The organism is Paenibacillus durus, assembly GCF_000756615.1.
In the GTDB taxonomy this organism is placed as follows: Bacteria; Bacillota; Bacilli; order Paenibacillales; family Paenibacillaceae; genus Paenibacillus_AQ; species Paenibacillus_AQ durus.
Genome location: NZ_CP009288.1, coordinates 4,871,591 through 4,893,784, shown reverse-complemented (window position 1 = coordinate 4,893,784; position 22,194 = coordinate 4,871,591). Strand labels below are relative to the sequence as shown.

The following is a 22,194-nucleotide window of genomic DNA, read 5'->3' as shown; positions in this document are numbered from 1 at the left end:
AGGTTTTCGAGGAAGCGGAATCAGCACACAACCCTGACGGGTTCATGTATGCAAGAACGTTAGGCGAAACCGCGAAGAGCATAAGAAAAACAAAAAAGATTATAAGGAGCCAATATGGAAATTAAACTTGTCCCAGTGAGACCGGAAGACAAAGGTACATTAATTAATTTGTATCAATTGTATGAGCATGATTTTAGTAGGTTTACAAACCGAGATATAGATAAGAACGGAAGATATGAGGTGAACATAGATTTTTATTGGGAAGGTGACGAAAGATGGAACCCATTTTATATTGAGGTGTCTGGTACAATCGCTGGATTTCTGGTAGTTCTTTTCGAGAATATGGATATTGATCCTGACCCGACACACGTGATATACGATTTTATGATTCTGCAGAAATATAGAAGAACGGGCATAGGTCGCGCAGCAGCAATAAAGGCGTTTAAAATGTATAATGCAGATTGGGCTGTTACTCAAATGGAAAACAATACTCCAGCAATATCATTTTGGAGAAACGTAATAAAAAGTTTCAAAGAAGATAATTTTACTGAGAGATATAGACCAGAACGAAAAAAGTATATTCAGGAACTTAGTACAAAGACTTAGAGGCATTATTTTGAGGGTCTAATCAGATCGGCTTCGCCTAATACCGCATTCACACGTCAGGCTACTGTCCCAAGGTACTATTAAGAGATTTTTAAGGGAGTTAAGTATGTGGGCTAAACTAACTAAAGTGTGGCAAAGTTGTTTTGAAGAAGCTTGGGAGTCATATTGCCATGGCTCAATACCTATTGGTGCAGTTCTCGTTAATTCTGACGAAGTAATCGTTAGTCGAGGGAGAAATAGAATAAATGAAACCCAAGCGCCTAACAAACAAACGTGTTCAAACAGACTCGCTCATGCTGAAATTAATGCCTTGATGCAAATTGAATCAACAGACTCTGAAACCTTTAAAGACTACACTTTATACACAACAACTGAGCCATGCGTACTTTGCTTCGGAGCTATAACGATGACTGGAATTCGAAAAGTAAGGTTTGCGGCGACAGATCCGATTGCAGGAGGAAGAAATCTAAATTATTCAGATAATAGCTTCATTAAGTCACGAGGAATTGATATTGAAAGTGCGGAGAAACAGCTAGGGGAAATCCAACAGGTATTGATGACCGATTATATATTGCGTTCTATTAAAGAAGAACAGGTAAGTCGCTTTTTAAATAGTTACACCATAGATTATCCGAAGGCTGTCACAATAGGGATTAAATGGTATAAAGAAAACAAATTATATCAGGCAAGTAAAGAACAATTACCTATTAATATGATTATCGATGACATTTTAGAAGCTTTAAGAAATACAAAGTGAGAAAATTCAAGAAGCAGCTCCCTTCGGATAACATTGCATTCACGTTTCGGACCATGCGGCCTGGGTCTGCCCGAAGCTAAGACAGGGAAGTTACAGCAGGCAGACAACCCTGTGAGGCTAAGTCTTCTACTCGGCGCTGTCGCGCCTTAAGCCTCTTGGGTTCGTGAATGCAAGAACGTTATATGAAATGAACGAAATCGATTAATAATAAGGAGATCATCTATGCGTACTGAAAGTGTATTAGATATATTCGGTAAATTATTGATAGAGAACCTACGAGATCAATCCATTGATTATTTTGATAAACTTGTTCAAGGAGAGTGGAAGGCTCCATCACTTCAAAGTTTACAAACAGAATTGAAAACATTTAATGAAGATCAACTTGATATATTAAGAAGAGCCTTTATATCAAGTCTTGATTCAGGGCTCCATGATTTTTTATTTAAATTACAAGAAGTAAATGAAGATGGAATAAGAATAATAATTAATGAACAAAACCTTGCTGATTTAAGTGATGGATTGCATGGCGAGTTATTTACGGAAGATGGGTGGTTAAAGAGATTTAGTAGGTATCAAAATAATGAAGAATGAATTGTGTGGCTTCTCGAAAAAGTCGTTCACTTCATATAACATTGCATTCACGCTGCGGGCCTTAGTGGTCCCTTGGTCTGCAGAAGCTAAGTCGACGAAGTTACAGCTGCAGACAACCCTCTGAGGCTAAGTCTTCGACCCGGCGCTGGGGTGCCTTAGCCTTTCGGGTTCGTGAATACGGAAACGTTATAAGAAATCCCCTCATGAGTAAAACTATAAATAAGAAGGAAGTGCAAAAATGCAAAAAGCAATAGTAGTCTATTTTTTAACTGAGAAGAAAAATAACTTAGAGGAATTAAATGAATTGTTAAATACCGGATGGAAATTAATTAGTCAAAGTGCGATGGGTGGCGGTGGTGGTAATAATGCTGTATATTCACTGGTAATTTTAGAGAAATAAAAGCTTGGTTATCCCTCTATTTTAAATTGAAAGCAGGGGACATCTTATAACCAACATATTCAAGTTGCGGGGTTAAGCCCCTTGGTCTGTAGCAGTTAAGTCAAGGAAGTTATAGGCTTGCAAACAACCCTAACGGGTTCGTGAATACAACAACGTTATACGACAGGGTCAAAAATACTAAAAAAGAGCCTCGAAGGCTCTTAATTTTTAGCTATATGTAATTCGTTAAAAAGATGTAAAGCGTCTTTAAATCCCTGTAGATATATATTACTTTCCAGAATTGCTTGTAATGTAATTTGAGCGTCTTCATAGAGAAATAATGTATGTTGGAGGTTATCAGGAAGAGATTCTTGGATTGTTTTGAAGTACTGTACAGATTCATTTGAAATTTGCACGAAGTCAGAGTTATGATCTTTAAGATCACTGTACATTGAATCTAAACGATTACGAATAAGCGGATTAATCAAGATCTCTAGAGAATTAATCAACTATGGCACCCCCTAAATCGGCTTTATATTTACGAAATAAAGTTTATCTTCTCAAATATTATTTTATCACGATGAATTTTTCTGTCAAGAGAACATGAATTTAATTTTGATAACATAAAGAATGTTTAATATAATCAAAGAAAAATTCAACTCGCTGGAGAGGGATTGGCTAATGATAAGTTATAAACCATTTCAAAAATTATTGATAGACCGAGATATTAAGAAGCAGGAATTATTAAAATTGACAGGAATATCATCAGCGACGATGGCGAAATTGAACACAAACGAATATGTGTCTCTAGAAGTAATTGATAAAATATGTTCTGTATTAAATTGTCAACCTGGTGATTTGTTGGAACATATTCCTGAACAAAATGATAGATGAATTAAACTAAAAGGATCATGGTGATGAGGGTTAATTCAAAGACGGACCCCGTCGTATAACAATGCATCTACGCTACGGGGTATTCACCTCTTGGTTGTCAGGAGTGAAAAGAACAGAAGAATATTCAGACAACACACGACCCGACCTAAGATAAGAGCTATCTAACGGTCGGGTCGCGTCGTAGATGCAGAAACGTTATACGCAATGCCACAAAAACCTTTAAATAATAGGAGAATATTCCATGAGACAAATCGTTCTCATCTTGTCGATTTTTTTAATTAATTTTTTAACTGGATGTACGCAAACCAATAGGTATCAATTTAATGATAACGATATAAAGATTTCATTGATAAATCAACAAAATGCAAATGACTATAGAGCATACTCAATTGAAGTAGAGAATACAGGGAAATTAGAAATAAAATATATAAATCTTTATCTGTACTTTCCAGTGATATTACCAACTGGATCTAAAGGGAATCCTTTTAAAATGGAAGGGAAAACTGAAATTAGTAAACCAATAAATCTAAAATCAGGAGAGGAGATTATTTTTAATTTTTTTGCTCCGACCAAAGAGGTCTTCGGAGATTCGAAGTTACTAGACTTTGATGATCCTCAAATAGAACTGAATGGAATAGTAAAACAAGGAAAGTCGGAAATTCCTTTTATAATGAGTGGAGGATATCTTAATAATAAGTAGACGTAATAAGTATTTCAAAGAAGAGTAGCACGGCGTATAACAACGTATTCACGCTTCGGGATATTCGGCCCTCGGTTCGCCAGATGGATTTCGAAGAAGCGGATTCAGTGGACAACCCTGCACCACCTAACCGCATCGCTGCCGACCCTTCGGACCTTAAGGTGGTGAGGGTTCGTGAATACACCAACGTTAAATGAAAGTTATACAAAAAAACTAAAGGGGATGTAACTTTGAATAGAATTGATGTAGCCTACTCAATAATAACTAAAGAAAACAAAACTAAAATCTTAATGGTAAAGAACAAAGACAATAATAATTGGACCTTACCAGGAGGAGCGAAAAAGGAGAAACCCTAAAACAAGCTGCAATTAGAGAGGCGAAAGAAGAAACTGGATATGAAGTGAATGTATTCGGCATAGTTGCAGTTAATGAATGCATTTTTGAAGATAGGCAGGAACATGCTGTGTTTTTTACTTTTAACGGCGAGATTATAAATGGTCATGAACGGATCGAAAGACCAGAGGAAATAACCGAGATAGCATGGAAAGACATTAATGAAGCAGAACAATTAATGCCTTATTATGAAGAAGGAATAAAAATACTAATAAATAAAAACATAGAAATACCATATACTGATCAAGGAAGAAGATAAACTTAGCGATTTCAAAGAAGACATATCCTTCATATAACAAAGCATTCACGCTGCGGAACCTGACGGTCCCTTGGTATGGAGAAACTAAGGCGAGGAAGCTATGACTGCAGATAAACTTGCGAGGCTAAGTCTAGCGACCCGGCGCTTTCGTGCCTTAAGCCTCCCGGATTCGTGAACGGAAACGTTAGCTGAAATCCTGCAATTATTAAACAGAGGTGTGTAATCAAAGATGTCCTATACAAAACCCGTTATTAGAGAACCATATTACGATTGTCCAACTTGGTTTGATCAAGATGTTTATCGTACAGAATTTCTTGTTTTATCAGCTAACTGCAACTCATCAGAGGTGGAACTTTTCTTATTACATTTATTTGGATATAACAATATCAACATAGATCAATCAATGGAGGATACTTTTAATGAATTGTTAGTTAAGGACTCAGTGGCTATTTTAGGTGGCATTGCCTTTTTTGAAAGCGAGAACAAACTTATTATGCCAAGTTGCTGCTGTGGCCTTGAGCAATTTAGAGATATTTATAATTCCGTAACCAAGAAAGAGAGTCCGTGGCTTGGCCATGATCCTTTCCCGGTAATTACATACATTGGTGACTTGGCTAGAGTCTGGTCTGATAACCCAGAGTCAGTAGAAAGCTACTATATTGATTTTAAATATCAAGAACTTCTAGATAATCTTGAAGAATCAAAAAGAGATCTGGAGTGTTTTATTGATAAACCATTATACCAATGGATTTATAGGAGAGATCAAGGGATGGCCCAAATAATGAAAGTGAAGATGTATGAGTGGTTTCTTGTAGGTATAGACTCTTAAGATACTCGAGGAAGGCAGGAACATGAGCTAACACAGTATTCATGCTGCGGGTCTTGATGACCCCTAAAGGGAAACGTTATCTGAAACCAATAGAAATAAAAATCTCAAAATGAAAAATAAAGTGGGATAATACAATGCGGTGCAAAAACAGATCAAAGCTTAAAAAAATCACATTTGCTTTTCTTTTTTTGTATACTATCTTATGTCTGTCAATTATTGTGCCAGATTATAAGGCTTGTGCATTCTTATACTATAAACTTATACCTAATGTAGATAAGATTCATGCAGAACTTCAAGTGACAACTGGACCGATGCACTACATAGATGACGAAAAATCAAAAGAATTGTTAAAAAAAATTTACGCTAAGATAGATTCATACGAAATTGAATTGAAAGGAGATACACCATATAAATATGTTGATGATCCTACAGAAATAGGTGATTTAACTGTGTATGGAAAATTTAATGGAGTCACAGACAGATATAAAGATATAGGATACGGAGATATACCAATTTTTGAAGTCAAGTATTACGACTATTTATTGGGCGAGATATTTTCGCCACTAGTATTTTTAACTTTAATTACACTACCATTTTTCTTCATTATTATATTATTGGTTATTATGTTTTACGGGAAAAGTGCCATGCACAAGGTTATCAAACATCAAAGATATCAAAGACATAAGTAATAACTCAAGGAAGGCATGGGCATCAGATAACATCGCATTCAACGTAGCTGGCCAAGACAAGCTCGACCCTTGGTCCGGACGGTACTTTTCAGGGAAGAGGAAACACCGGATACATTCAACCGGCTAAGTGACGGAGCCACCCGGCAGCTACGCTGCCTTAATCCACTTGAACGTCGTGAATGCTAAGAGTTATGAAATCAATTTTAAAGGAGAATAGTACATAATTATGGGTAAGAAATTAACTATATTTCTTGTTGATGTATCTGAAACAGGTCCTAGAACTATTGAAATTGGAAACTGGTCTGGTAAAGCAGAATCCTATTTTTAATCACACGAATTTCCTTGATTACACTCCAACCTTAATACATGGAGATTTAGCCCCCTACCATATCCTTCAATTAGATGGGCACTGATCGGATTTGAAAGTAATGATGTATCATGGCATCTTAACCGTCTTATTAAGGAAATACAATTGACTAACGGGGTGACTTTTTGGTGGGATTAGTTGATGGAGGTACCTATGGAAATAAAATATGCCTGTCATTGCTATGGGTATCTAACACTTGATGAAGAGCCACCTGGTACATATGACATTTGTGAAATTTGCTTTTGGGAGGATGATGCTATTCAATTTCGGCTAAGTGGCAAAGGCATCCGGCGCTTACGTGCATAAGCCGGCTATAAACATTAGTACATACGAAAACGTTGTCAGAAATTAATGTAGAAGAAAAGGGATATAATACTATGATGAAATTTCAAAGAAGCATTTTTGCAAAAGCCTTCCTCGGAGTTATTTTAATCATATTCAATATGGTATGGATATATTTCAACGGCACAACGCTGGCATCAGGCGTTTTAATTCCTTCCGTTGCAGTCTTTCTAGTTATTATGGGTAACAGTTACCTAGTGTCTAACGACACGGTGACCAAATACTTTTTTGGCTATAGACTTTTTGAAGTTGATATTCACGAAATAGATTTTATAGAGTTTTATAGCGTGAAAAAATTTGGCCAGATCGAAATTAATGTGGCAAGTCCGGAAGTCCGGAAGAAGATTATTATAGGTTGCATCTAAAAAACGGTAAAATTATAAAAATACAATCATATTATACAAACGAAAGAATAACTATAGGGGAGTATATATGTAAAAAGTATAAGGTGATGAAGAAAGAAACAAAGAAAACTAAATATTTTTATGGTTCCTAATGTTTAAGGTAACTCAAGAGGACATTAGCATGGGTAATACCTTTTTCCCGCTGCGTCCTATCGATCCTTGGTCCGCAGAAGCTAAGACGAGGAGGTTATGGCTGGATGATAACCCTGCGAGGCCAAGTCTTCGACCCGGCGCTGAAGAACTTTAAACCTATCGGGTTCGCGAACATAACAAAGTTATGGGAAATTGCCGAAACACGACGACATTATGAATTGGGGCTGGCTTATGGATGCGAAATCAAGAAAAGTAAAACTTCAATTATTACTGGAAAGACAAAAGCTAAAGGCTCAAAAAAATAAAACGAGCTTATTCTTCGATGAATGTATAGAGGCGCTCGGTGAAGGGACCGTAATATTCAGTAATGAAAAGACTGAAGAGATTTATTCTGCATTTCAAAATGAATATCAAATCACATTCTATGGACGAATAGACTGGACGAAATATGAATTTGAAGAAATCGATTTAAAAACATTAGAAACCTTGTACTTGATGAAGGATGAGATCGTTTATATTCTGTGGAGTCACGACTTCAACCCATCAATACAAGTTAAAATTAATAGGATATTAGAGAACATTAATGAAGTCACAGCTGTATCTCCAGATGTTTGGCTGTATAAAGAAAACGAATATGTAATAGAGATATTTCATGACGGAATAATTAGAAGAACGATTAAGGGCAAAGATTGAAAGGCAGACAACCTCATGAGAGTAAGTCCAATTTGATTTTTTCGTTAACGCTCACTTAAGCTTCTCGGGTTCCCTAGATACAAGGATATTATATGCAATAGGCCTAACAACAAACTTATTAATTGAGGTATTTCAATGAAAAAACTAATAATTATTTTGTTTGCGATTTTATTGCTTTCTTCATGTGATGATAAACACGATACTCATCTTGATTCTTCTTCTGAAAATAATGAAGATAGTATCTACTATGGAGACTACCAAATGGGGCCAGATGATTTTAACAATATTATAAAGAATAATCCGATTGACAGAGAATATGATATTGAATCAGAAAAGTTTCAAACATCAAAAGAATTCTCAACATTTGGGTGGGTACAACTAGAAGATAAATACTATGGGATATGGAAAGATGAACTTAATGAAATAATTAAAAAGCTAAAAATGAAACTTTCTGATGACGAGTATAAATTGCTGGAAGCTTCACAGAAAGGATGGGAAACCTATCATTTGAAAGAATTAGAATTTATGGACCAAACCTTCTTAAGTAAGGGATATTTCGGCACGCAGGGTTATGTTACTAACACAATTGTTAAACGAGAAAGAATAAGACAGAGAACGATCCAATTAATGGAATATTATTTCGAACTAAACGACTACCAATTAGATTTCCTTTATAAGGGAAAGTGAGAGTATGAAAAGGCCTAACTACATACTTAGCCTTAAGCCGCTCGAATATTGTTAATGAAAGCTCCTGCAGAGTCTTAATGTGGCGGGGCGCACGAAAATGTTAGGTAAAATAATCAGAAAGCAGGACTTTATGAGCGAAAATTCCAATGAGGGTATTCATACACCAAAGATAAAGATTATATTACTTATCGTAGCATCTCTAATAACGGGTTGTATTTATCTATTTTCCTACATTGCTTATTTTGGATTTGAGTATCAGCATAGGTTTTGAGAAGATTATATTGGACCTTCGGTAACATCGAGATCCATCGGTTTAATGACGTTAATAATCTATATATTGCTCATCCTAATTAGTTGCTTCTACTATAACAGAAATATGAAAATACTATTCTATAGATCACTCAATTCAATAAAACAAGCAATAATTATTATGATTACAGGATTTCTAGTGAGCTTGCCGATAATGTACCCTGCTTACTTAACTTTATTTTATGATTGATTATTACCCCTACGGGTCCGTGATGTTCAAAAAATAAAGAGGTGTATTCGTATGAAATATATTAAACGAATTGGCTATATGGCGAGTGCGTCAACAATTGCTCTTTGGTTTATTTTAATTTGGGTAAATCCATATGCTGAAGGAATGAATCAAACTAGCCCGTTAATTACCTTGATCATGCTAGTTCTTCCGAGCGTTTTATTTGCAATAGGCCAATTTTTTAACAGAAGTATTATTCTATTCATTTCATTCATCTGGAGCTTTCCATACAGTATGTATATGTTGTTAAGCCCAGGTGTTTTTTTGTTGTTTGGGGTTACAAACCTAATATATTTACTTTGCTTCGCGTTATTCAGAATAAATAATATAAAGTATTAAAAAGATGAGGAGAAAAACATGTTTGGATTATTCAAAAAGAAAAGGATTACATTAGAAGATCAAATTAACACTCTTAATGAGCTCGGAATCAGTTTAGAAACTAATATTTCTATTGATTATTTGTTCGAACACTTCGATCGAGAAGAGTATGAACAGGATCCGTACTATACATTGTTGATAGTAATGGGCGGAGAATTTGGTAACGAAAAAGATGAATTAGTTATAGTTTCTAATGATGTATGGCATTTCGATATGGAATGTGTTGAAGATGAAGATATTTATGCTGAACTTGCTAACAAAATGATAATTTTGGCTAAAGGAAAACTGCCTTTGCAAAATATAAAAAGTATGGTGGATCATGATCATGAAGTAGCTTGGTTTTCCTTTGAACTTTACAATAAGGAATATAACTGGGAATTACAATATAATTATGATTGGTTTGATATTGGCTTTGTTGAGAAGTTTTCTGATTTGTGTAGTGAACTGCAGTTAGAAGAACGTTATATATTTTTGAACCTAGAACAAGACTGCATTATAAGTTTTTGCACTTTAGATCAGTATAATCAGTTAAATAAATTGATGAAGTATAAGTTCGAATTTATGGCGTAGTCAGGAAGGCGTATGCAATAGGGAGTGTCCTTGATGAAAATTGGTTTTTTAATTATTGATATGCAAACAATCCATCTACAGGATCTAGAAAAGAAAATAATAGATAGAGCTTGCGAGTATATCAATTATGTGTCAGATTTGCTTCGTTCGAATGATCATGTTGTCATACATGTTCAAGACATTGAAGGTCTTAAAGAACCAAATAGAGATTTATATAATAGTGTTCCAGAAATTCAAACCGAAGAAAAAGACTTGATACTGACCAAAGAAAACTCGAATGCATTTTGGAAGACAGAATTAGAACAAATTTTATTGAAACAAAGCGTAGAGTTAATAATCATTTCAGGGTTTGCCGCAGAGCATTGCGTTTTATTTACCTATAACGGAGCCATTGAACGAGGATTTAAGCCTGTACTATTACAAAATGGAATTTTAAGTAATAATAGTGATGTGATAACTTCAACATACCGGGATAGGAACTTGATCTCTTATCCTGTCGTTGAATATTTAATAAGAAAGTGAAAGCAGAAAGGCAAGGAAGGCTCCGATAGCATATAACAATATATGTAATATATGCAAAAAAACTTAAGGGGATGTAACTTTGAATAGAGTTGATGTAGCCTACTCATTAATAACTAAAGAAAACAAAACTAAAATCTTGATGGTAAAGAACAAAGACAATAATAGTTGGACCTTACCAGGAGGAGCGGTAGAAAAAGGAGAAACACTAAAACAAGCTGCAATTAGAGAGGTGAAAGAAGAAACTGGATATGAAGTGAATGTATTCGGCATAGTTGCAGTTAATGAATGCATTTTTGAAGATAGGCAGGAACATGCTGTATTTTTTACTTTTAACGGCGAGATTACAAATGGACATGAACGTATCGAAAGACCAGAGGAAATAACTGAGATAGCATGGAAAGACATTAATGAAGCAGAACAATTAATGCCGTATTACGAAGAAGGAATAAGAATACTAATAAATAAGAACATAGAAATACCATATACTGATCAAGGAAGAAGATAAACTTAGCGATTTCGAAGAAGGCGAATCCTTCATATAACACAGCATTCACGCTGCGGAAGCAGAGCTTCTGGGTCTGCCCAAGGTATTTTAGCGGATGAAGATCCAGGTAGATAGGAGAAGGCATGAATCATATTAAGTATTTAATTCTTATTATTCTTGTATGTGCATTCATCGGAGGATGTAAAAGCAATACAATAACCGAAGCATTTCGAAAACAACATCCAGATCAACATTATGAACTGCTTTACACAAAACAAGTAGAAGAGAAGGTCATTGGTTTTTATAAGGCTCCGTTTGATAGTAACAATACTGGAATCGGAGTAGCCATTTTTCAGGGAAATGAACAGAAAGGCTGGAAGGTTATAGATTCATACTCTTATTATTCACCTTCCAAAGTCATTATTGAAGCTGGGAGAATTCATTTGGATCAGAAAGAGAGTTATAGGATCTTATATGGTTTAATTGACACTCCTGATATAACAAAAATCGAAGTTACAGATAAACACGGACAGATAATCGAAGGGAATATTATAAATACCAACTGGAAGAGAATATGGTATGCGATAGCAGAAATTAATGAAATGAAAGTAAAAGCCTATACCAAAGATGGAAAAGTAGCTGTTGAAGTGCCCTACAAAGACAAGGAGTAGGAGGCAGTATGAATCGAATATTGGTTATTGGATCAGGCGGATCGGGCAAATCGACCTTATCTCAGAAGCTTAGCAAAATACTCAATATTCCGGTAATACATTTGGATGCACATTTTTGGAATGCCAATTGGGTCCCTACACCAAATGATGAGTGGGATCAGATCGTTGAAAAATTTACGAACGAAGATCAATGGATAATCGATGGAAACTACTCAAGAACATTGTAAAAACAAGAAGACAGGTTGATGAATGGATAGAAAGTTTAGAGAAGAAAAGAAATATTATGATGGAGTGAATCCTATGGAATTTCAAGAGATTAAAAAAGACTTATTTTCTATGCCAGAGGATTACCATTTGGCCCACTGTATTTCAGCAGATGCTAAGATGGGGGCGGGTATTGCTGTGCAATTTCGGAAGAGATTCAAGTTATCCTCACTTCAAGATATTGCAAGTAGAAATGAATTAATTGTAGGTAAATGTTATAAAGTAGACAGAGTGTTTAATTTAATAACCAAGAAAAAATATTGGCAAAAACCAACCTATGAGACATTAACATTATCATTAAGTTCAATGAAAGAAATTTGTATGCAAGAATCCATCAACCAAATAGCTATGCCTGAAATTGGTTGTGGCCTAGATAAATTACAATGGGGAAGAGTAAAAGAGATAATAATAAATGAATTTATCAATACATCTGTAAAGATCACAGTTTGTAGATTATAGATATGGATTTGAGTAATTGTTCGAAGAGGACAGGGACATCACATAACAATGCATTCACGAATGCGGGAATGTTATAGGTAATTAAGCGAAATTGACGAAACGTGATATTTATAGGAGCTGGCTTATGGATGCGAAATCAAGAAAAGCAAAACTTCAATTATTACTGGAAAGACAAAAGTTAAAGGCTCAAAAGAAAGGAACGAGCTCATTCTTCGATGAATGTATGGAGGCACTCGGTGAAGGGACTGTAATATTCAGTAATGAAAAGACTGAAGAGATTTATACTGCATTTCAAAATGAATATCAAATCACATTCTTTGGGCGAATAGACTGGACGAAATATGAATTTGAAGAAATCGATTTGAAAACATTAGAAACCTTGTACTTGATGAAGGATGAGGAAGGTTATGTTTTGTGGAGTCACGGCTTCGATCCAGTAATACAAGCTAAGATGAATAAGATAATAGAGAATATTAATGAAGTCACAGCTGTATCCCCAGATGTTTGGCTATATAAAGAAAACAATTATGTAATAGAGATATTTCATGACGGAATAATTAGAAAAATGATTAAGAGCAAAGATTGATTCGAGAAATTAGCTAAGTCTGACGATCCATTTGCTAGCGCTCCTTAAGCCTCTCGGGTTCGTAAATACAAGAACGTTAGGTGAAATGCCCTTAGTGAATAAGAAAAGAGATGATAAACATTCATAAAAGATATCTAATAGCCATATTGCTGATCTTAGTCATTGTTACAGGATGTAATAGTAAGACAGACTCAAATGATTCGATTACCTCTATAAGACTTGATTGCCTTCAACCTATTAAAGATGAATTATGCGAGAGTAAATATTTTGAAAATGCACAATCCATTAAGATATTTGAAGAAGCGATTAATAATGCAATAAAAATGAAAGGTGAACTAAATTACATAGCAGAATATAATTTGACAGTTACATTTGCTAACAATACAACAAAGGATTATCATTTGTCGCTAGGATCAGATAGAACAATGAATGGATTATTGGTAGATCAATCAGATACAAGTCAGGGATACGAAATTCCAATGAAATATGCAAATCATTTGAGAGATTTATTAAAGAAATAGAAACTAAAGGGGATATAACTTAACTTATCCTTATTGATTCTTCATGAAATGGACGGGATAAATAAACAAAGAGTGGAAAATGTTTTCGAACGCATCTCATCACCTCGGCGAATAAACCACGAAATCAAACTCGCTTCTTATGTAGGATAAGCCCCCAATTTTGACGGTAAACGGTGTGTAGCATTGGATGGAGTTACCGCAGCTCACGACGACCCCGTCCTTTTTGCGGATGATGATGCGAGCCTGCAAGAGAGCGGCGGTGAACAGTTTAATGTCCGTATCTAAACAACCCATAATTCGTATAATTCCGCCTTTCTTCATTAATATAGGTACTATTCGCCGAGTCGGCGCATAATCCTTTTGGAAGTTTGAGATTCCAGGAAATGCTGGGCGTTTCGTAATCAGCCGCTGGAGTGATTTTTTTACCTTTTAACTGTTACTGCTAACCCATAATGACCGGAGGTTGACGGTGTAAGCTGTCCTGCTATTGACGGCCATGCTGTCCGCAGTAGGATAGAAAAGCAGGGAGAATCATGACAATTCTCCCTGGATCACGCGCTTTACCATATGGTCGTCCACAATCCGGTGCTTGTTCTGTGCGCCGTAGATCAACGCGTGGGTACAGAGCTTGTTCACCAGCCGGGCGGCTCCGCTGGAAAAACGGTAGATTTCATCCATCGCCGCCTCCGTAAACAGTTCATGCTCGGCACCTGCTGCACTCAGATGCCTCTTCATATAGGCCCCCACTTCCGCCCGGTCCATATGCGGAAGATAACACTGCATATCAATTCGCTGGCGGATCGCCGCATAGGCTTGCAGCCCCAGCCGGTCCCACAGTTCGCTTTGCCCCACCAGAATCAGGGCCATCGGACTCTGTGAATCCATTTTCAGATTTAGTAGAAATCGCAGTTCCTCCAGCATCTCCCGGTCCAGCAGATGGGCTTCATCGACCACGACCACGGGCTGTAGCCGGTGAATCCCACGCATGAGTTCAATCTCCCGGTGTAACTGCCGTTTTGCATCCCCCCGGTAAAATTTCGACTCACAGCCGAGCTGCTCCAGCAGCCCTTTGTAGAAGTGGCGCGGGGTCAGTTTCGAATCGGACAGGTAGAGTAGCTTAAAGCGCGCCTCGTCCAGTTCCTTGGCTAACCGCCGGATCGTAGTCGTTTTCCCGGTCCCGCAGTCCCCTGTGAGCACGGCAAACCACTGGCGTTCCGCGACATAGGCCAGACGCCCGAGCATTTCTTCCTGCGACGCAGACGCATATAACTCGTCTACCGCAAGATCTCTGGAGAACGGAGCACGGTGCAACTCGTAGAAGGACTCAAACATGGCCATCCTCCGCCTGCACTCTGCGGTACGTCACCGCAGGTGCTTCCCGCTGTTTGCGCTGCTGGTGTCGCTGCTCTGCCGCCTCCAGCAGTCTCGACGTGTCGGTCATAGATGCGCCCAGGTGCTCCGGCAACGCCGGACGGGTTCCCGCCCGCTGACCGATTTCCATCTCGCGCACCCGCCACGGCGCTCGTCCCTCATACTCAATCGTCAGTTCCGTGGGGTCTGCCGGGTCATAAACCACCTCGACCGTACAGCCAATGACCGTCAGGCCCACTTCGTACTTTCGGTTCATGAAGCTAATGCAGCCCGACTTGTCGACCTTCCGCTTTTCACTATGCAAGAACGCGTCCGCCAAGGTATCCGGGTCCATGAACCGCAGTGCTTTCTTGTCACTCCGAAACGCCGTTTCCGGGCTTTGCTTGTCCGGCAGGGCGGAGTGGGGCTTGTGCTGGTAGCACTCCGAGAGCCATACCTCGAAGCGCTCATTCAACTGCTCGAGTGTCTTCGGCTTCTCCAAGGCGACTTCGCTCAGAAACGAATCGACGATTTGGTTAAACCGTTCGACCTTGCCTTTGGATTCAGGCGAGTAGGGCTTCGCATAGAGCAGCCGGGTTCCGAGCTTGGAACATATCCGGGTCATGGCTTGGGTACGGTACTGCTTGCCGTTGTCAAAATAGACCGCTTCTGGTACCCCATACTTCTGGATCGCTTGGCGAAACGCCGATTCGACCAGCCGCTGGTCCATGACCGGCACAAACTCCCCATGCAGAATAAACCTTGTAGCGTCGTCAATGAACACGACCAGATACACCTGTTTCATCGTCCCGCTTTCGCCAAGGGGCAAATACGGTCCGTATTTGAGGTCTGACTGCCACAGCTGGTTCCGGTGGCGCTGCTGGAAGCGTCTGGCGGCAACCCCGGATTCGGCGTACATCCGCAGATGGCGCGAGCTGTAGCCACAGGCAGTCAGTCTCTCCTGCAGGGTACTACGCTTAATTTGGCCCGGCGAAATCCGCCCTTCCCATTCTAAAATCTGAATGAGCTGTGCGACGCTGCGGCCGGGGACCTCCCGGCGCAAGAGAATCGCTTGCTCGAGCACGGCGGTAGGAAGAATCTCTTCGGAGGGCTGCCGCCCTTTGCCTTTGGGCTTCAGGCCGGTAAATCCTTCGCTCCGGTAACTCGCCAAATACCGGCGCAAGGTACGTTCGGAGAGTCCGGTTTGCTTACAAATCTGCGCTTTCATCTCCCGGGCTTTGGCCGGGTCCAGCCCTTCGGCAAGCAGGGGAGCGAGAAGCTGCATCCGCTCTGCGGCGAGGGCTTCGGCTTTCTTTTGGTCTTTCATGGGTCGGTAAACTCCTTCCTGAAATGAACTCAAGGAGAGTCTACCGTAGAGCCGGGGCGGACAGATAGGCAAAACGGGTATGTACCCACAAATGAGCGTTTGCGACGGGGCGGACAAGTCTGGCCAGCCAGCCGGGTCCTTGCTGACGAAAGGCGGGGGCGGAGGTCATACGCAGGTGATCCGAAGCTTCGGGGGACCCGGGAGCGAGGCCGGACATCCGAGCCTCCAGCGCCTGCAGAACGAGGATGAAGTAGATAGAGAGCACGCGAAACCAGACCTTCCAACGCCGTAACGTAGAGGTTTCCGCGCAGGCGGTCACGGACGCCTCCGGCTCCGTGACCGCCTGTTCGATACAACGGGAATCGTACCGTTTATAGGGAATGAGTAGATCCGGGAGCTCATGGTGAATCCTGCGGCATCCCGCACACCGGAGTCTGCGAATCACCAGTTGGCGCAGCTCACCACCCCCACCCCGGACCTTCCGCTCCCGGCTACCGATAATCTCCAGGTTCTCTGTGCAGCACGGGCAGGGCACCTCCTCCGCACCCCTGACGAAAAACACCAGGGATCTTTTCAACCAGCGCATACTCTGTTACAATGACCATGTCTAATGATGAAGGATATTTCCGGTGCGGCCTGTGCTAGCAGGCATACACGCGATGGAAGTATCCTTTTTCCTTTGCTAGAATACGGTCATTATATCTGGCAACTTCCGGACAGGCAATCCCGCCAGCTTCGCGGCGTTATGCTTTAGCAGAAACATTTAACAATAGAGCCCTCCAGTCAGGTATGATACTATTAATTTATCTTGAAATCGTCTTCATTATTATATTGGCAATGGCGGTGATGGGGTGAAGCGCTTTCTTCTGAATCTGTCAAGGAGATACACCCGGAAGCTGGGGAATAAGCTGGGATTGGCTTTTTCGCTCATTGTCTGCGTGCTGATTCTGGTGCTTGTCACCGTGTCCTATTACCGGACTATCTGGATTATCAAAGATAACTACATTTCCAATACGGCTAAAGAGCTGAAGCATATGAACGAAAGTCTGGAAAACTACGTGGCGCAGATTGACGCGCTGTCGTTGACGTTCAGGCGGGATGACAACTTTATGGAGGCGCTGATTAACGACGAAGCGGATTTTTCAAGCCGTCTCTACATTGAGAACCAGCTGCGGAACCTGTTCTTCTCCAGCAGAGATATCGCCGCTGTCTCCTTGTATATTCCGCGGACCGGGGCTGAGTATACCATATCGCGGCTGACGGATTCGCCGAAGCTGGAAGTCGATTACCCTGAGTTTATCATGTCGGACCCATGGTTCAAAGAGGCCAGCTCCAGAGCCAATACATTTCGAAGCATCAAACCGCCGCTGCAGTCATCCTGGGCGTATAATACGGATAACAAACCGCTGTTTTTCACTTTTCATAGGGCACTCATAAATATTCCGAACCAGAGGCCGTTGGGTATGGTGTCCATCACGATCAACTCCGCATACAGAGATAAGATGATTAACGATATCCTTGAGCAGAATGCCGAGGTCATCGCGATTTTTGACCGGAATAATACTTCCTTTTATAACAGCAATTCGAAGACTTTAAGTAATGAAGCGGATTTGGTGCAATCCATTGACTGGACGAAGCCGGAAGGCTATCTGAACTGGAACAGCGGACAGCAGAATTTTCTCGTCATGTACGACGTTTCGCCGGGCGACGGCTGGAAGCTGGTCAAGCTGATCTCCACCAGTGCCTTGAACGAGCGGGCCAAAAACACGAGAAATCTGGAGTTTTTAATCGGACTGGTCTTTTTGCTGATCGGCACACTGCTCGTCACGTTTGCAACGAAAACGATTACACGTCCGCTGAAGAGGCTGTCGAAGCAGATGGAAAAGGTCGGCGGCGCGAACTTCGATGTGATGATTGAAATTAACGGCAATGATGAGATCGCCTATCTCTCAAAAAAATTCAACGCGATGGTTGCCAAGATCAACGATCTGATTAATGAAGAGTATAAAGCCAAGCTGGGTGAGAAGACCGCGCGTATGAAGGCGCTCGAAGCGCAGATCAATCCGCATTTTTTATATAACGCCCTGCAGACGATTTCGACGGAGGCGCTCGTTCACAGGGTTGATCATATTGACCGGATGGTGCAGGCGCTGGCTTATATTTTGCGGTATTCGATCCGGACCGGCGATAACGTGAATCTGTCCCAGGAAATGAAAAACGTCGAAAGCTATGTGATGCTCCAGCAGGCCAGGTACGGCGAAAGGTTATCCGTCAAGATCGATCTGGAAGAAACTATTACCGATATCCCCATCCCCAAAATGGCTGTTCAGCTATTGGTGGAGAATTCGATCAAACATGTTCTGGAGCAGACTCTGGACCCTGTCTTGATCACAATTCGGGGCTATTTCAGGGAAGGCCGGGCCATCATCGAGGTCAGCGACAACGGTCCCGGCATTCCGGAAGCCCGGCTCAAAGAACTGCAGGAGCTGCTGCAGAAGGAGAATTGGATGAACGGGCAGCAGGGGAGCATCGGGCTGAAGAATTTATCCGAGAGATTAAAGCTGTTAATCCATAGTGACGCCAGGCTGGACATCCGCAACCTTCCGGAGGGAGGGACATCCGTACAAATCATCATTCCTGTGGAGGCCGGAGGGATATACCCATGAGCAAACAATCGGGAGGGATCTTGGCATGTATAAGGTGTTGATTGTCGATGATGAGCGTCCTGTCCGGATGGCGATCAGGCTCGCCGGAGAGTGGGAGAAGCTGGCGGTGTCCGAAATCGCAGAGGCCCCTGAAGCGCATACAGGACTCCGGCTGCTGGAGGAGTGGAAGCCGGACATCGTCCTGGTCGATATCAAGATGCCCGTCATGGACGGAATGGAAATGCTGCACAGAGCGAGTGCCCGGCACCCGGAAGTCAAATATATCATCATCAGCGGCTTCGACGAGTTTGAATACGCAAGGCAAGCCATCCAGTACCGGGTATTGGATTATTTGCTGAAGCCGGTCGATAAGGTGGAGCTGAACCGGTCTTTGAGCGAGGCGGTCCGGCAGTTGAACGAAGAAAGAAAGGACCGGGAGATGAAGCAGCGTCAAAGCATGATGAATAATTTGTCTCTGCCCCTGTTCAAGGAAAAGCTCCTGACCATGATCATCGACGGCGACCGCATCCATCCCCCGATTCTTGAAGATTACAAGAAGCTGACCTCCATGACGAAGCAGCATGTTCTGTACGGCTGCGCCATTATTCAGGTGCTTAATTTTGAAGAGGTGTGCGCTTCCAAATTTAAGGGAGACTCGTTCTCCTGCTATTTTGCATTAACGAATATGATTGACGAATGCTGCGCTCCCTGGAGCCAGGGCTTCAGCTTCCGAAGCTACAAGATCGATCATGAGATTATAGTCGTGCTCGAAATCGGTACCCGCCCGGAACCCCAAGTGTACAGCGCCGCTAAAATGATAGAAGTTATCCATACTTTGCAGACCCTGTTCGGCTTTGCTTCAATCGCCGGGATTGGCGGTTTTTCTGCTTCCTTTGAAAAGCTGGGGGAATCCTACAGCGAAGCCCATGCCATCAAGTCCAGCATCAACATCCTTAAATGCGAGAACCGGGTATTCACGGAAGCCCAGACCGGACGCAGGGCAGAATTGTCTTCTATTATGAACAAAAAAGAGCTGCTGATCCGCGCTTTCGAGAGCGGGAATATCGAGTTTACCCGGGGGATTGTGAATGGGTATTTTGAGCTTATCAAGCAGACCGGCTATTTCAGTATGGACGACGCGAGAAAAGCCGCCGCCGAATTTATCCTGATGATCGAGGATATTGCGGCTCAGCTTGGCATCGCCGAAGATTCACAGGGAAGGCTGTTATCCTACGGTACCGTCGCTGCTTACCCTACGTTCGAGGATTTTAGCGAATTTGTGTTTCACGTCATTTCGCTCGTGTTCGACAGAATTCAGGATGGGCTGAAAAATTCGGAAGCTTTCAACATTATTCGCATCAAGAACTATATCGACGACCATTTTTTTACAGATATCCATCTGACAATGTTCTCGGAGCAGTATTATTTAAGCAAGGAATATCTGTCCAGGCTCTTTAAAGAAAGGTTCGGCTTCGGTATCTACGAGTATGTGCTCAAGGTGCGAATGGACCGGGCCAAGGAAATGCTGGATGATCCGTCCATCAAAATCCAACTCGTCTCCAGCAAGGTAGGCTTTAACGACAACGCCTATTTCAGCAAAGCCTTCAAGAAATACACCGGCCTGTCGCCAAGCGAATACCGGAACCTGACGCTGCAATCCAAAAAGAGCATCTGAGACGGCTGTAAAGCTATAAGTATCGCGCCCGTGATCCGCTGTGCTGGCCATTTTCGGAGTTCAGGATATTCCTATAAATGCTTCATTTTTGTACATTACAATCGGAACGGCTTCGCGTTATTCTGTCATAGAGGAGCCTTAAACGTTTACGTGGAGCCTGAATAGAGGAGCCTCAGGATGAAAAAGAAACCGGTATTCACCGTGCTAAGCTGGATTCTTATGGCCGCTGCATTCACAAGCTGTTCGATTGGCGGAGGCAGTTACTCTGCGGAAACCCAGGATGCCCACGGGCAGGCCCGCCCAGTCACCTTGAAAATGTTCACCTTTGGCGAAGGATTGTCGGAGCAGCTCCATGATATGGCGGAACAATATCACGCTCTGCATCCGGAAGTTACGGTAGAAACGGAGCTGATATCCAACGAGTACGATTCGGTCCTCCAAACAAAGCTGAATTCCGGCGATGTGCCGGATATCTTCATGACTCAGGGCTATTGGGCGAACCGGACGTATAAGGACATCGTGGTGGAGCTCACCGGTGAGCCGTTCCTGAATCAGATTGAAGACAGCGCCCTGAAAGCCGCCGAATGGGATGGAAAAATATACGGAGTGCCTGTCAGCATCCAATCGTACGGCTTTATTTACAACAAAAAGGTGTTCGCCGATGCCGGCATTGACACCTTGCCCACAACTTTTTCCGGACTGGAGGAAACGGCCAAGCGCCTGAAGGCTAAAGGCGTCACGCCGTTCGCCAACTCATTCAAGGAATGGTGGGTGTTCAAGCATATCGCATCCCAGACTCTTGCGGCTGAAGAAGGTGATTATGCGCAAACGGCGCAGGAAATTTCGGAAGGAACAAAAACCTTTAAGGATTTGCGGTTATTTAGCCGGACCTTCGATATGATCGATCTGATGGTCAAGTACGGCAGCGATAAGCCGCTGGAGACGGATTACGGCACAGGGCTTGCTCTGGTGGCTCAGGGCAAGGCGGCTATGATCCATAACGGGAACTGGGCGGAAGGCGATATGCTGAAGGCGAATCCGTCCGCCGAGATCGGCTTCTTCCCGGAACCGGTCGGAGACGATCCCTCCAAAGCGAGACTGATGGTCGATTCCTCCGTGCTCCTCCGCATCAGCAACAGCTCCAAGCATATAGATGAAGCGAAAAATTTTCTCGATTACATCGTTACTGATTATATCAAGCAATACGGCTGGCACGGCGAGGTCCCAGTCTTGAAGGGCGGAGCGGCGCCTGACGGACAGCTTGCCGCTGAGACGATTCGCTATATGAACAAGGGGGAGACTTACCCCTGGGTTCAAGGATATTGGCCGGATGGTTTTGATACGGAGCTGGGGGCGCTGTTTCAGGAATATGTAGCGCAGGTCAAGACAAAGGATCAGGTGCTTGACGAATTGACGAAGGCTTGGGTGAAGCTGGTGAAGGCTGCGAATATGTAAGGAGGCGAATTCCGCAGCCGGGCGTGATCTTTGGTGATATGGTTATCCACTCTATTCCGAATAGGA

Annotated in this window: 26 protein-coding genes and 2 pseudogenes; 24 read left to right on the top strand and 4 right to left on the bottom strand. The window is 41.7% G+C overall.

Features of this window, described 5'->3' with window-relative positions; translation table 11 throughout:
* Positions 1-114: 114 nt before the first annotated feature.
* The 4 genes from PDUR_RS21285 to PDUR_RS28920 all read left to right on the top strand — a co-directional run bounded on the left by PDUR_RS21285 (position 115) and on the right by PDUR_RS28920 (position 2,354).
* Entirely contained in the window at positions 115-606 is a 492-nt protein-coding gene (locus PDUR_RS21285) for a GNAT family N-acetyltransferase (RefSeq protein WP_042208091.1), read from the top strand.
* A gap of 106 nt (positions 607-712) precedes the next feature.
* Positions 713-1,363: a nucleoside deaminase gene (locus PDUR_RS21280; protein ID WP_042208090.1), complete on the top strand. Its 651-nt coding sequence runs from the start codon at positions 713-715 to the stop codon at positions 1,361-1,363.
* 222 nt (positions 1,364-1,585) lie between these two features.
* On the top strand, positions 1,586-1,954 hold the full coding sequence (locus PDUR_RS21275) for a hypothetical protein (protein ID WP_042208089.1): 369 nt from the start codon (positions 1,586-1,588) through the stop codon (positions 1,952-1,954).
* A 238-nt stretch (positions 1,955-2,192) separates the two neighbouring features.
* Positions 2,193-2,354, top strand: coding sequence for a hypothetical protein (locus PDUR_RS28920; protein ID WP_156130553.1), 162 nt, complete (start codon positions 2,193-2,195; stop codon positions 2,352-2,354).
* A gap of 200 nt (positions 2,355-2,554) precedes the next feature.
* On the opposite strand, the gene PDUR_RS21270 is transcribed toward PDUR_RS28920, so the two are convergent.
* Entirely contained in the window at positions 2,555-2,842 is a 288-nt protein-coding gene (locus PDUR_RS21270) for a hypothetical protein (protein ID WP_042208088.1), read from the bottom strand.
* 172 nt (positions 2,843-3,014) lie between these two features.
* On the opposite strand from PDUR_RS21270, the gene PDUR_RS21265 reads away from it, so the two are divergent.
* The 17 genes and pseudogenes from PDUR_RS21265 (at position 3,015) to PDUR_RS21185 (ending at position 13,676) form a co-directional block, all read left to right on the top strand.
* On the top strand, positions 3,015-3,227 hold the full coding sequence (locus tag PDUR_RS21265; protein ID WP_042209586.1) for a helix-turn-helix domain-containing protein: 213 nt from the start codon (positions 3,015-3,017) through the stop codon (positions 3,225-3,227).
* Between the two features lie 241 nt (positions 3,228-3,468).
* Positions 3,469-3,927: a hypothetical protein gene (locus PDUR_RS21260; RefSeq protein WP_042208087.1), complete on the top strand. Its 459-nt coding sequence runs from the start codon at positions 3,469-3,471 to the stop codon at positions 3,925-3,927.
* 230 nt (positions 3,928-4,157) lie between these two features.
* Positions 4,158-4,579: pseudogene (locus tag PDUR_RS21255) on the top strand (NUDIX hydrolase).
* Between the two features lie 229 nt (positions 4,580-4,808).
* The gene (locus PDUR_RS21250) at positions 4,809-5,408 is read left to right on the top strand and encodes a hypothetical protein (protein WP_042208086.1); all 600 of its coding nucleotides are present in this window, start codon (positions 4,809-4,811) and stop codon (positions 5,406-5,408) included.
* Positions 5,409-5,542: 134 nt separating this feature from the next.
* Positions 5,543-6,097, top strand: a complete 555-nt coding sequence (locus PDUR_RS21245) for a hypothetical protein (RefSeq protein ID WP_052410335.1) — start codon at positions 5,543-5,545, stop codon at positions 6,095-6,097.
* A gap of 526 nt (positions 6,098-6,623) precedes the next feature.
* A pseudogene (locus PDUR_RS28265) lies at positions 6,624-6,734 on the top strand (CPCC family cysteine-rich protein); the annotation flags it as partial.
* 107 nt (positions 6,735-6,841) lie between these two features.
* The gene (locus PDUR_RS21240) at positions 6,842-7,171 is read left to right on the top strand and encodes a hypothetical protein (protein ID WP_042208085.1); all 330 of its coding nucleotides are present in this window, start codon (positions 6,842-6,844) and stop codon (positions 7,169-7,171) included.
* A 363-nt stretch (positions 7,172-7,534) separates the two neighbouring features.
* Positions 7,535-7,996: a CDI toxin immunity protein gene (locus PDUR_RS21235; protein ID WP_042208084.1), complete on the top strand. Its 462-nt coding sequence runs from the start codon at positions 7,535-7,537 to the stop codon at positions 7,994-7,996.
* 135 nt (positions 7,997-8,131) lie between these two features.
* Positions 8,132-8,683, top strand: coding sequence for a lysozyme inhibitor LprI family protein (locus PDUR_RS21230; protein WP_042208083.1), 552 nt, complete (start codon positions 8,132-8,134; stop codon positions 8,681-8,683).
* A gap of 895 nt (positions 8,684-9,578) precedes the next feature.
* Positions 9,579-10,169 carry a hypothetical protein gene (locus tag PDUR_RS21220; RefSeq protein WP_042208081.1) on the top strand — a complete coding sequence of 197 codons (591 nt, stop codon included), beginning with the start codon at positions 9,579-9,581 and terminating at the stop codon, positions 10,167-10,169.
* Positions 10,170-10,202: 33 nt separating this feature from the next.
* The gene (locus tag PDUR_RS21215; RefSeq protein WP_042208080.1) at positions 10,203-10,691 is read left to right on the top strand and encodes a cysteine hydrolase family protein; all 489 of its coding nucleotides are present in this window, start codon (positions 10,203-10,205) and stop codon (positions 10,689-10,691) included.
* Between the two features lie 79 nt (positions 10,692-10,770).
* The gene (locus tag PDUR_RS21210) at positions 10,771-11,196 is read left to right on the top strand and encodes an NUDIX hydrolase (protein ID WP_042208079.1); all 426 of its coding nucleotides are present in this window, start codon (positions 10,771-10,773) and stop codon (positions 11,194-11,196) included.
* A gap of 122 nt (positions 11,197-11,318) precedes the next feature.
* Positions 11,319-11,846 (top strand): hypothetical protein, encoded by a 528-nt coding sequence (locus PDUR_RS21205; protein WP_042208078.1) that lies wholly within the window; start codon positions 11,319-11,321, stop codon positions 11,844-11,846.
* 8 nt (positions 11,847-11,854) lie between these two features.
* On the top strand, positions 11,855-12,073 hold the full coding sequence (locus PDUR_RS21200; RefSeq protein WP_042209584.1) for a P-loop NTPase family protein: 219 nt from the start codon (positions 11,855-11,857) through the stop codon (positions 12,071-12,073).
* Between the two features lie 22 nt (positions 12,074-12,095).
* Complete coding sequence (locus PDUR_RS21195; RefSeq protein ID WP_233277416.1) at positions 12,096-12,569, top strand: macro domain-containing protein; 474 nt, start codon at positions 12,096-12,098, stop codon at positions 12,567-12,569.
* Positions 12,570-12,693: 124 nt separating this feature from the next.
* Positions 12,694-13,155 carry a CDI toxin immunity protein gene (locus PDUR_RS21190; protein WP_042208077.1) on the top strand — a complete coding sequence of 154 codons (462 nt, stop codon included), beginning with the start codon at positions 12,694-12,696 and terminating at the stop codon, positions 13,153-13,155.
* Positions 13,156-13,265: 110 nt separating this feature from the next.
* The gene (locus tag PDUR_RS21185; RefSeq protein WP_042208076.1) at positions 13,266-13,676 is read left to right on the top strand and encodes a YhfM domain-containing protein; all 411 of its coding nucleotides are present in this window, start codon (positions 13,266-13,268) and stop codon (positions 13,674-13,676) included.
* 531 nt (positions 13,677-14,207) lie between these two features.
* Here the strand turns inward: PDUR_RS21185 and PDUR_RS21175 are convergent.
* Genes PDUR_RS21175 through PDUR_RS21165 form a run of 3 tightly spaced genes read right to left on the bottom strand, consistent with a single transcriptional unit; the run spans position 14,208 to position 16,930 of the window.
* Entirely contained in the window at positions 14,208-15,008 is an 801-nt protein-coding gene (locus PDUR_RS21175) for an ExeA family protein (protein ID WP_042205200.1), read from the bottom strand.
* Positions 15,001-16,353, bottom strand: coding sequence for a DDE-type integrase/transposase/recombinase (locus PDUR_RS21170; RefSeq protein WP_042205201.1), 1,353 nt, complete (start codon positions 16,351-16,353; stop codon positions 15,001-15,003). The genes PDUR_RS21175 and PDUR_RS21170 overlap by 8 nt, the downstream gene beginning before the upstream one ends.
* Positions 16,354-16,393: 40 nt before the next feature.
* The gene (locus tag PDUR_RS21165; RefSeq protein WP_052410173.1) at positions 16,394-16,930 is read right to left on the bottom strand and encodes a DUF6431 domain-containing protein; all 537 of its coding nucleotides are present in this window, start codon (positions 16,928-16,930) and stop codon (positions 16,394-16,396) included.
* Positions 16,931-17,204: 274 nt separating this feature from the next.
* On the opposite strand from PDUR_RS21165, the gene PDUR_RS21160 reads away from it, so the two are divergent.
* The 3 genes from PDUR_RS21160 to PDUR_RS21150 all read left to right on the top strand — a co-directional run bounded on the left by PDUR_RS21160 (position 17,205) and on the right by PDUR_RS21150 (position 22,128).
* A complete protein-coding gene (locus PDUR_RS21160) occupies positions 17,205-19,019 on the top strand; it encodes a sensor histidine kinase (protein ID WP_042208074.1) in 1,815 nt (604 codons plus the stop codon).
* Positions 19,020-19,044: 25 nt separating this feature from the next.
* Positions 19,045-20,673 carry a response regulator gene (locus PDUR_RS21155; RefSeq protein ID WP_042208073.1) on the top strand — a complete coding sequence of 543 codons (1,629 nt, stop codon included), beginning with the start codon at positions 19,045-19,047 and terminating at the stop codon, positions 20,671-20,673.
* Positions 20,674-20,850: 177 nt separating this feature from the next.
* A complete protein-coding gene (locus PDUR_RS21150; protein ID WP_052410334.1) occupies positions 20,851-22,128 on the top strand; it encodes an ABC transporter substrate-binding protein in 1,278 nt (425 codons plus the stop codon).
* The last annotated feature ends 66 nt before the right edge of the window (positions 22,129-22,194 follow it).

What these genes read in the sequence shown, in the direction of transcription:
- PDUR_RS21285 (WP_042208091.1), top strand. Translation starts at nt 115, where the DNA reads ATGGAAATTAAACTTGTCCCAGTGAGACCGGAAGACAAAGGTACATTA.
- PDUR_RS21280 (WP_042208090.1), top strand. Translation starts at nt 713, where the DNA reads ATGTGGGCTAAACTAACTAAAGTGTGGCAAAGTTGTTTTGAAGAAGCT.
- PDUR_RS21275 (WP_042208089.1), top strand. Translation starts at nt 1,586, where the DNA reads ATGCGTACTGAAAGTGTATTAGATATATTCGGTAAATTATTGATAGAG.
- PDUR_RS28920 (WP_156130553.1), top strand. Translation starts at nt 2,193, where the DNA reads ATGCAAAAAGCAATAGTAGTCTATTTTTTAACTGAGAAGAAAAATAAC.
- PDUR_RS21265 (WP_042209586.1), top strand. Translation starts at nt 3,015, where the DNA reads ATGATAAGTTATAAACCATTTCAAAAATTATTGATAGACCGAGATATT.
- PDUR_RS21260 (WP_042208087.1), top strand. Translation starts at nt 3,469, where the DNA reads ATGAGACAAATCGTTCTCATCTTGTCGATTTTTTTAATTAATTTTTTA.
- PDUR_RS21250 (WP_042208086.1), top strand. Translation starts at nt 4,809, where the DNA reads ATGTCCTATACAAAACCCGTTATTAGAGAACCATATTACGATTGTCCA.
- PDUR_RS21245 (WP_052410335.1), top strand. Translation starts at nt 5,543, where the DNA reads ATGCGGTGCAAAAACAGATCAAAGCTTAAAAAAATCACATTTGCTTTT.
- PDUR_RS21240 (WP_042208085.1), top strand. Translation starts at nt 6,842, where the DNA reads ATGATGAAATTTCAAAGAAGCATTTTTGCAAAAGCCTTCCTCGGAGTT.
- PDUR_RS21235 (WP_042208084.1), top strand. Translation starts at nt 7,535, where the DNA reads ATGGATGCGAAATCAAGAAAAGTAAAACTTCAATTATTACTGGAAAGA.
- PDUR_RS21230 (WP_042208083.1), top strand. Translation starts at nt 8,132, where the DNA reads ATGAAAAAACTAATAATTATTTTGTTTGCGATTTTATTGCTTTCTTCA.
- PDUR_RS21220 (WP_042208081.1), top strand. Translation starts at nt 9,579, where the DNA reads ATGTTTGGATTATTCAAAAAGAAAAGGATTACATTAGAAGATCAAATT.
- PDUR_RS21215 (WP_042208080.1), top strand. Translation starts at nt 10,203, where the DNA reads ATGAAAATTGGTTTTTTAATTATTGATATGCAAACAATCCATCTACAG.
- PDUR_RS21205 (WP_042208078.1), top strand. Translation starts at nt 11,319, where the DNA reads ATGAATCATATTAAGTATTTAATTCTTATTATTCTTGTATGTGCATTC.
- PDUR_RS21200 (WP_042209584.1), top strand. Translation starts at nt 11,855, where the DNA reads ATGAATCGAATATTGGTTATTGGATCAGGCGGATCGGGCAAATCGACC.
- PDUR_RS21195 (WP_233277416.1), top strand. Translation starts at nt 12,096, where the DNA reads ATGGATAGAAAGTTTAGAGAAGAAAAGAAATATTATGATGGAGTGAAT.
- PDUR_RS21190 (WP_042208077.1), top strand. Translation starts at nt 12,694, where the DNA reads ATGGATGCGAAATCAAGAAAAGCAAAACTTCAATTATTACTGGAAAGA.
- PDUR_RS21185 (WP_042208076.1), top strand. Translation starts at nt 13,266, where the DNA reads ATGATAAACATTCATAAAAGATATCTAATAGCCATATTGCTGATCTTA.
- PDUR_RS21175 (WP_042205200.1), bottom strand. Translation starts at nt 15,008, where the DNA reads ATGTTTGAGTCCTTCTACGAGTTGCACCGTGCTCCGTTCTCCAGAGAT.
- PDUR_RS21170 (WP_042205201.1), bottom strand. Translation starts at nt 16,353, where the DNA reads ATGAAAGACCAAAAGAAAGCCGAAGCCCTCGCCGCAGAGCGGATGCAG.
- PDUR_RS21155 (WP_042208073.1), top strand. Translation starts at nt 19,045, where the DNA reads ATGTATAAGGTGTTGATTGTCGATGATGAGCGTCCTGTCCGGATGGCG.
- PDUR_RS21150 (WP_052410334.1), top strand. Translation starts at nt 20,851, where the DNA reads ATGAAAAAGAAACCGGTATTCACCGTGCTAAGCTGGATTCTTATGGCC.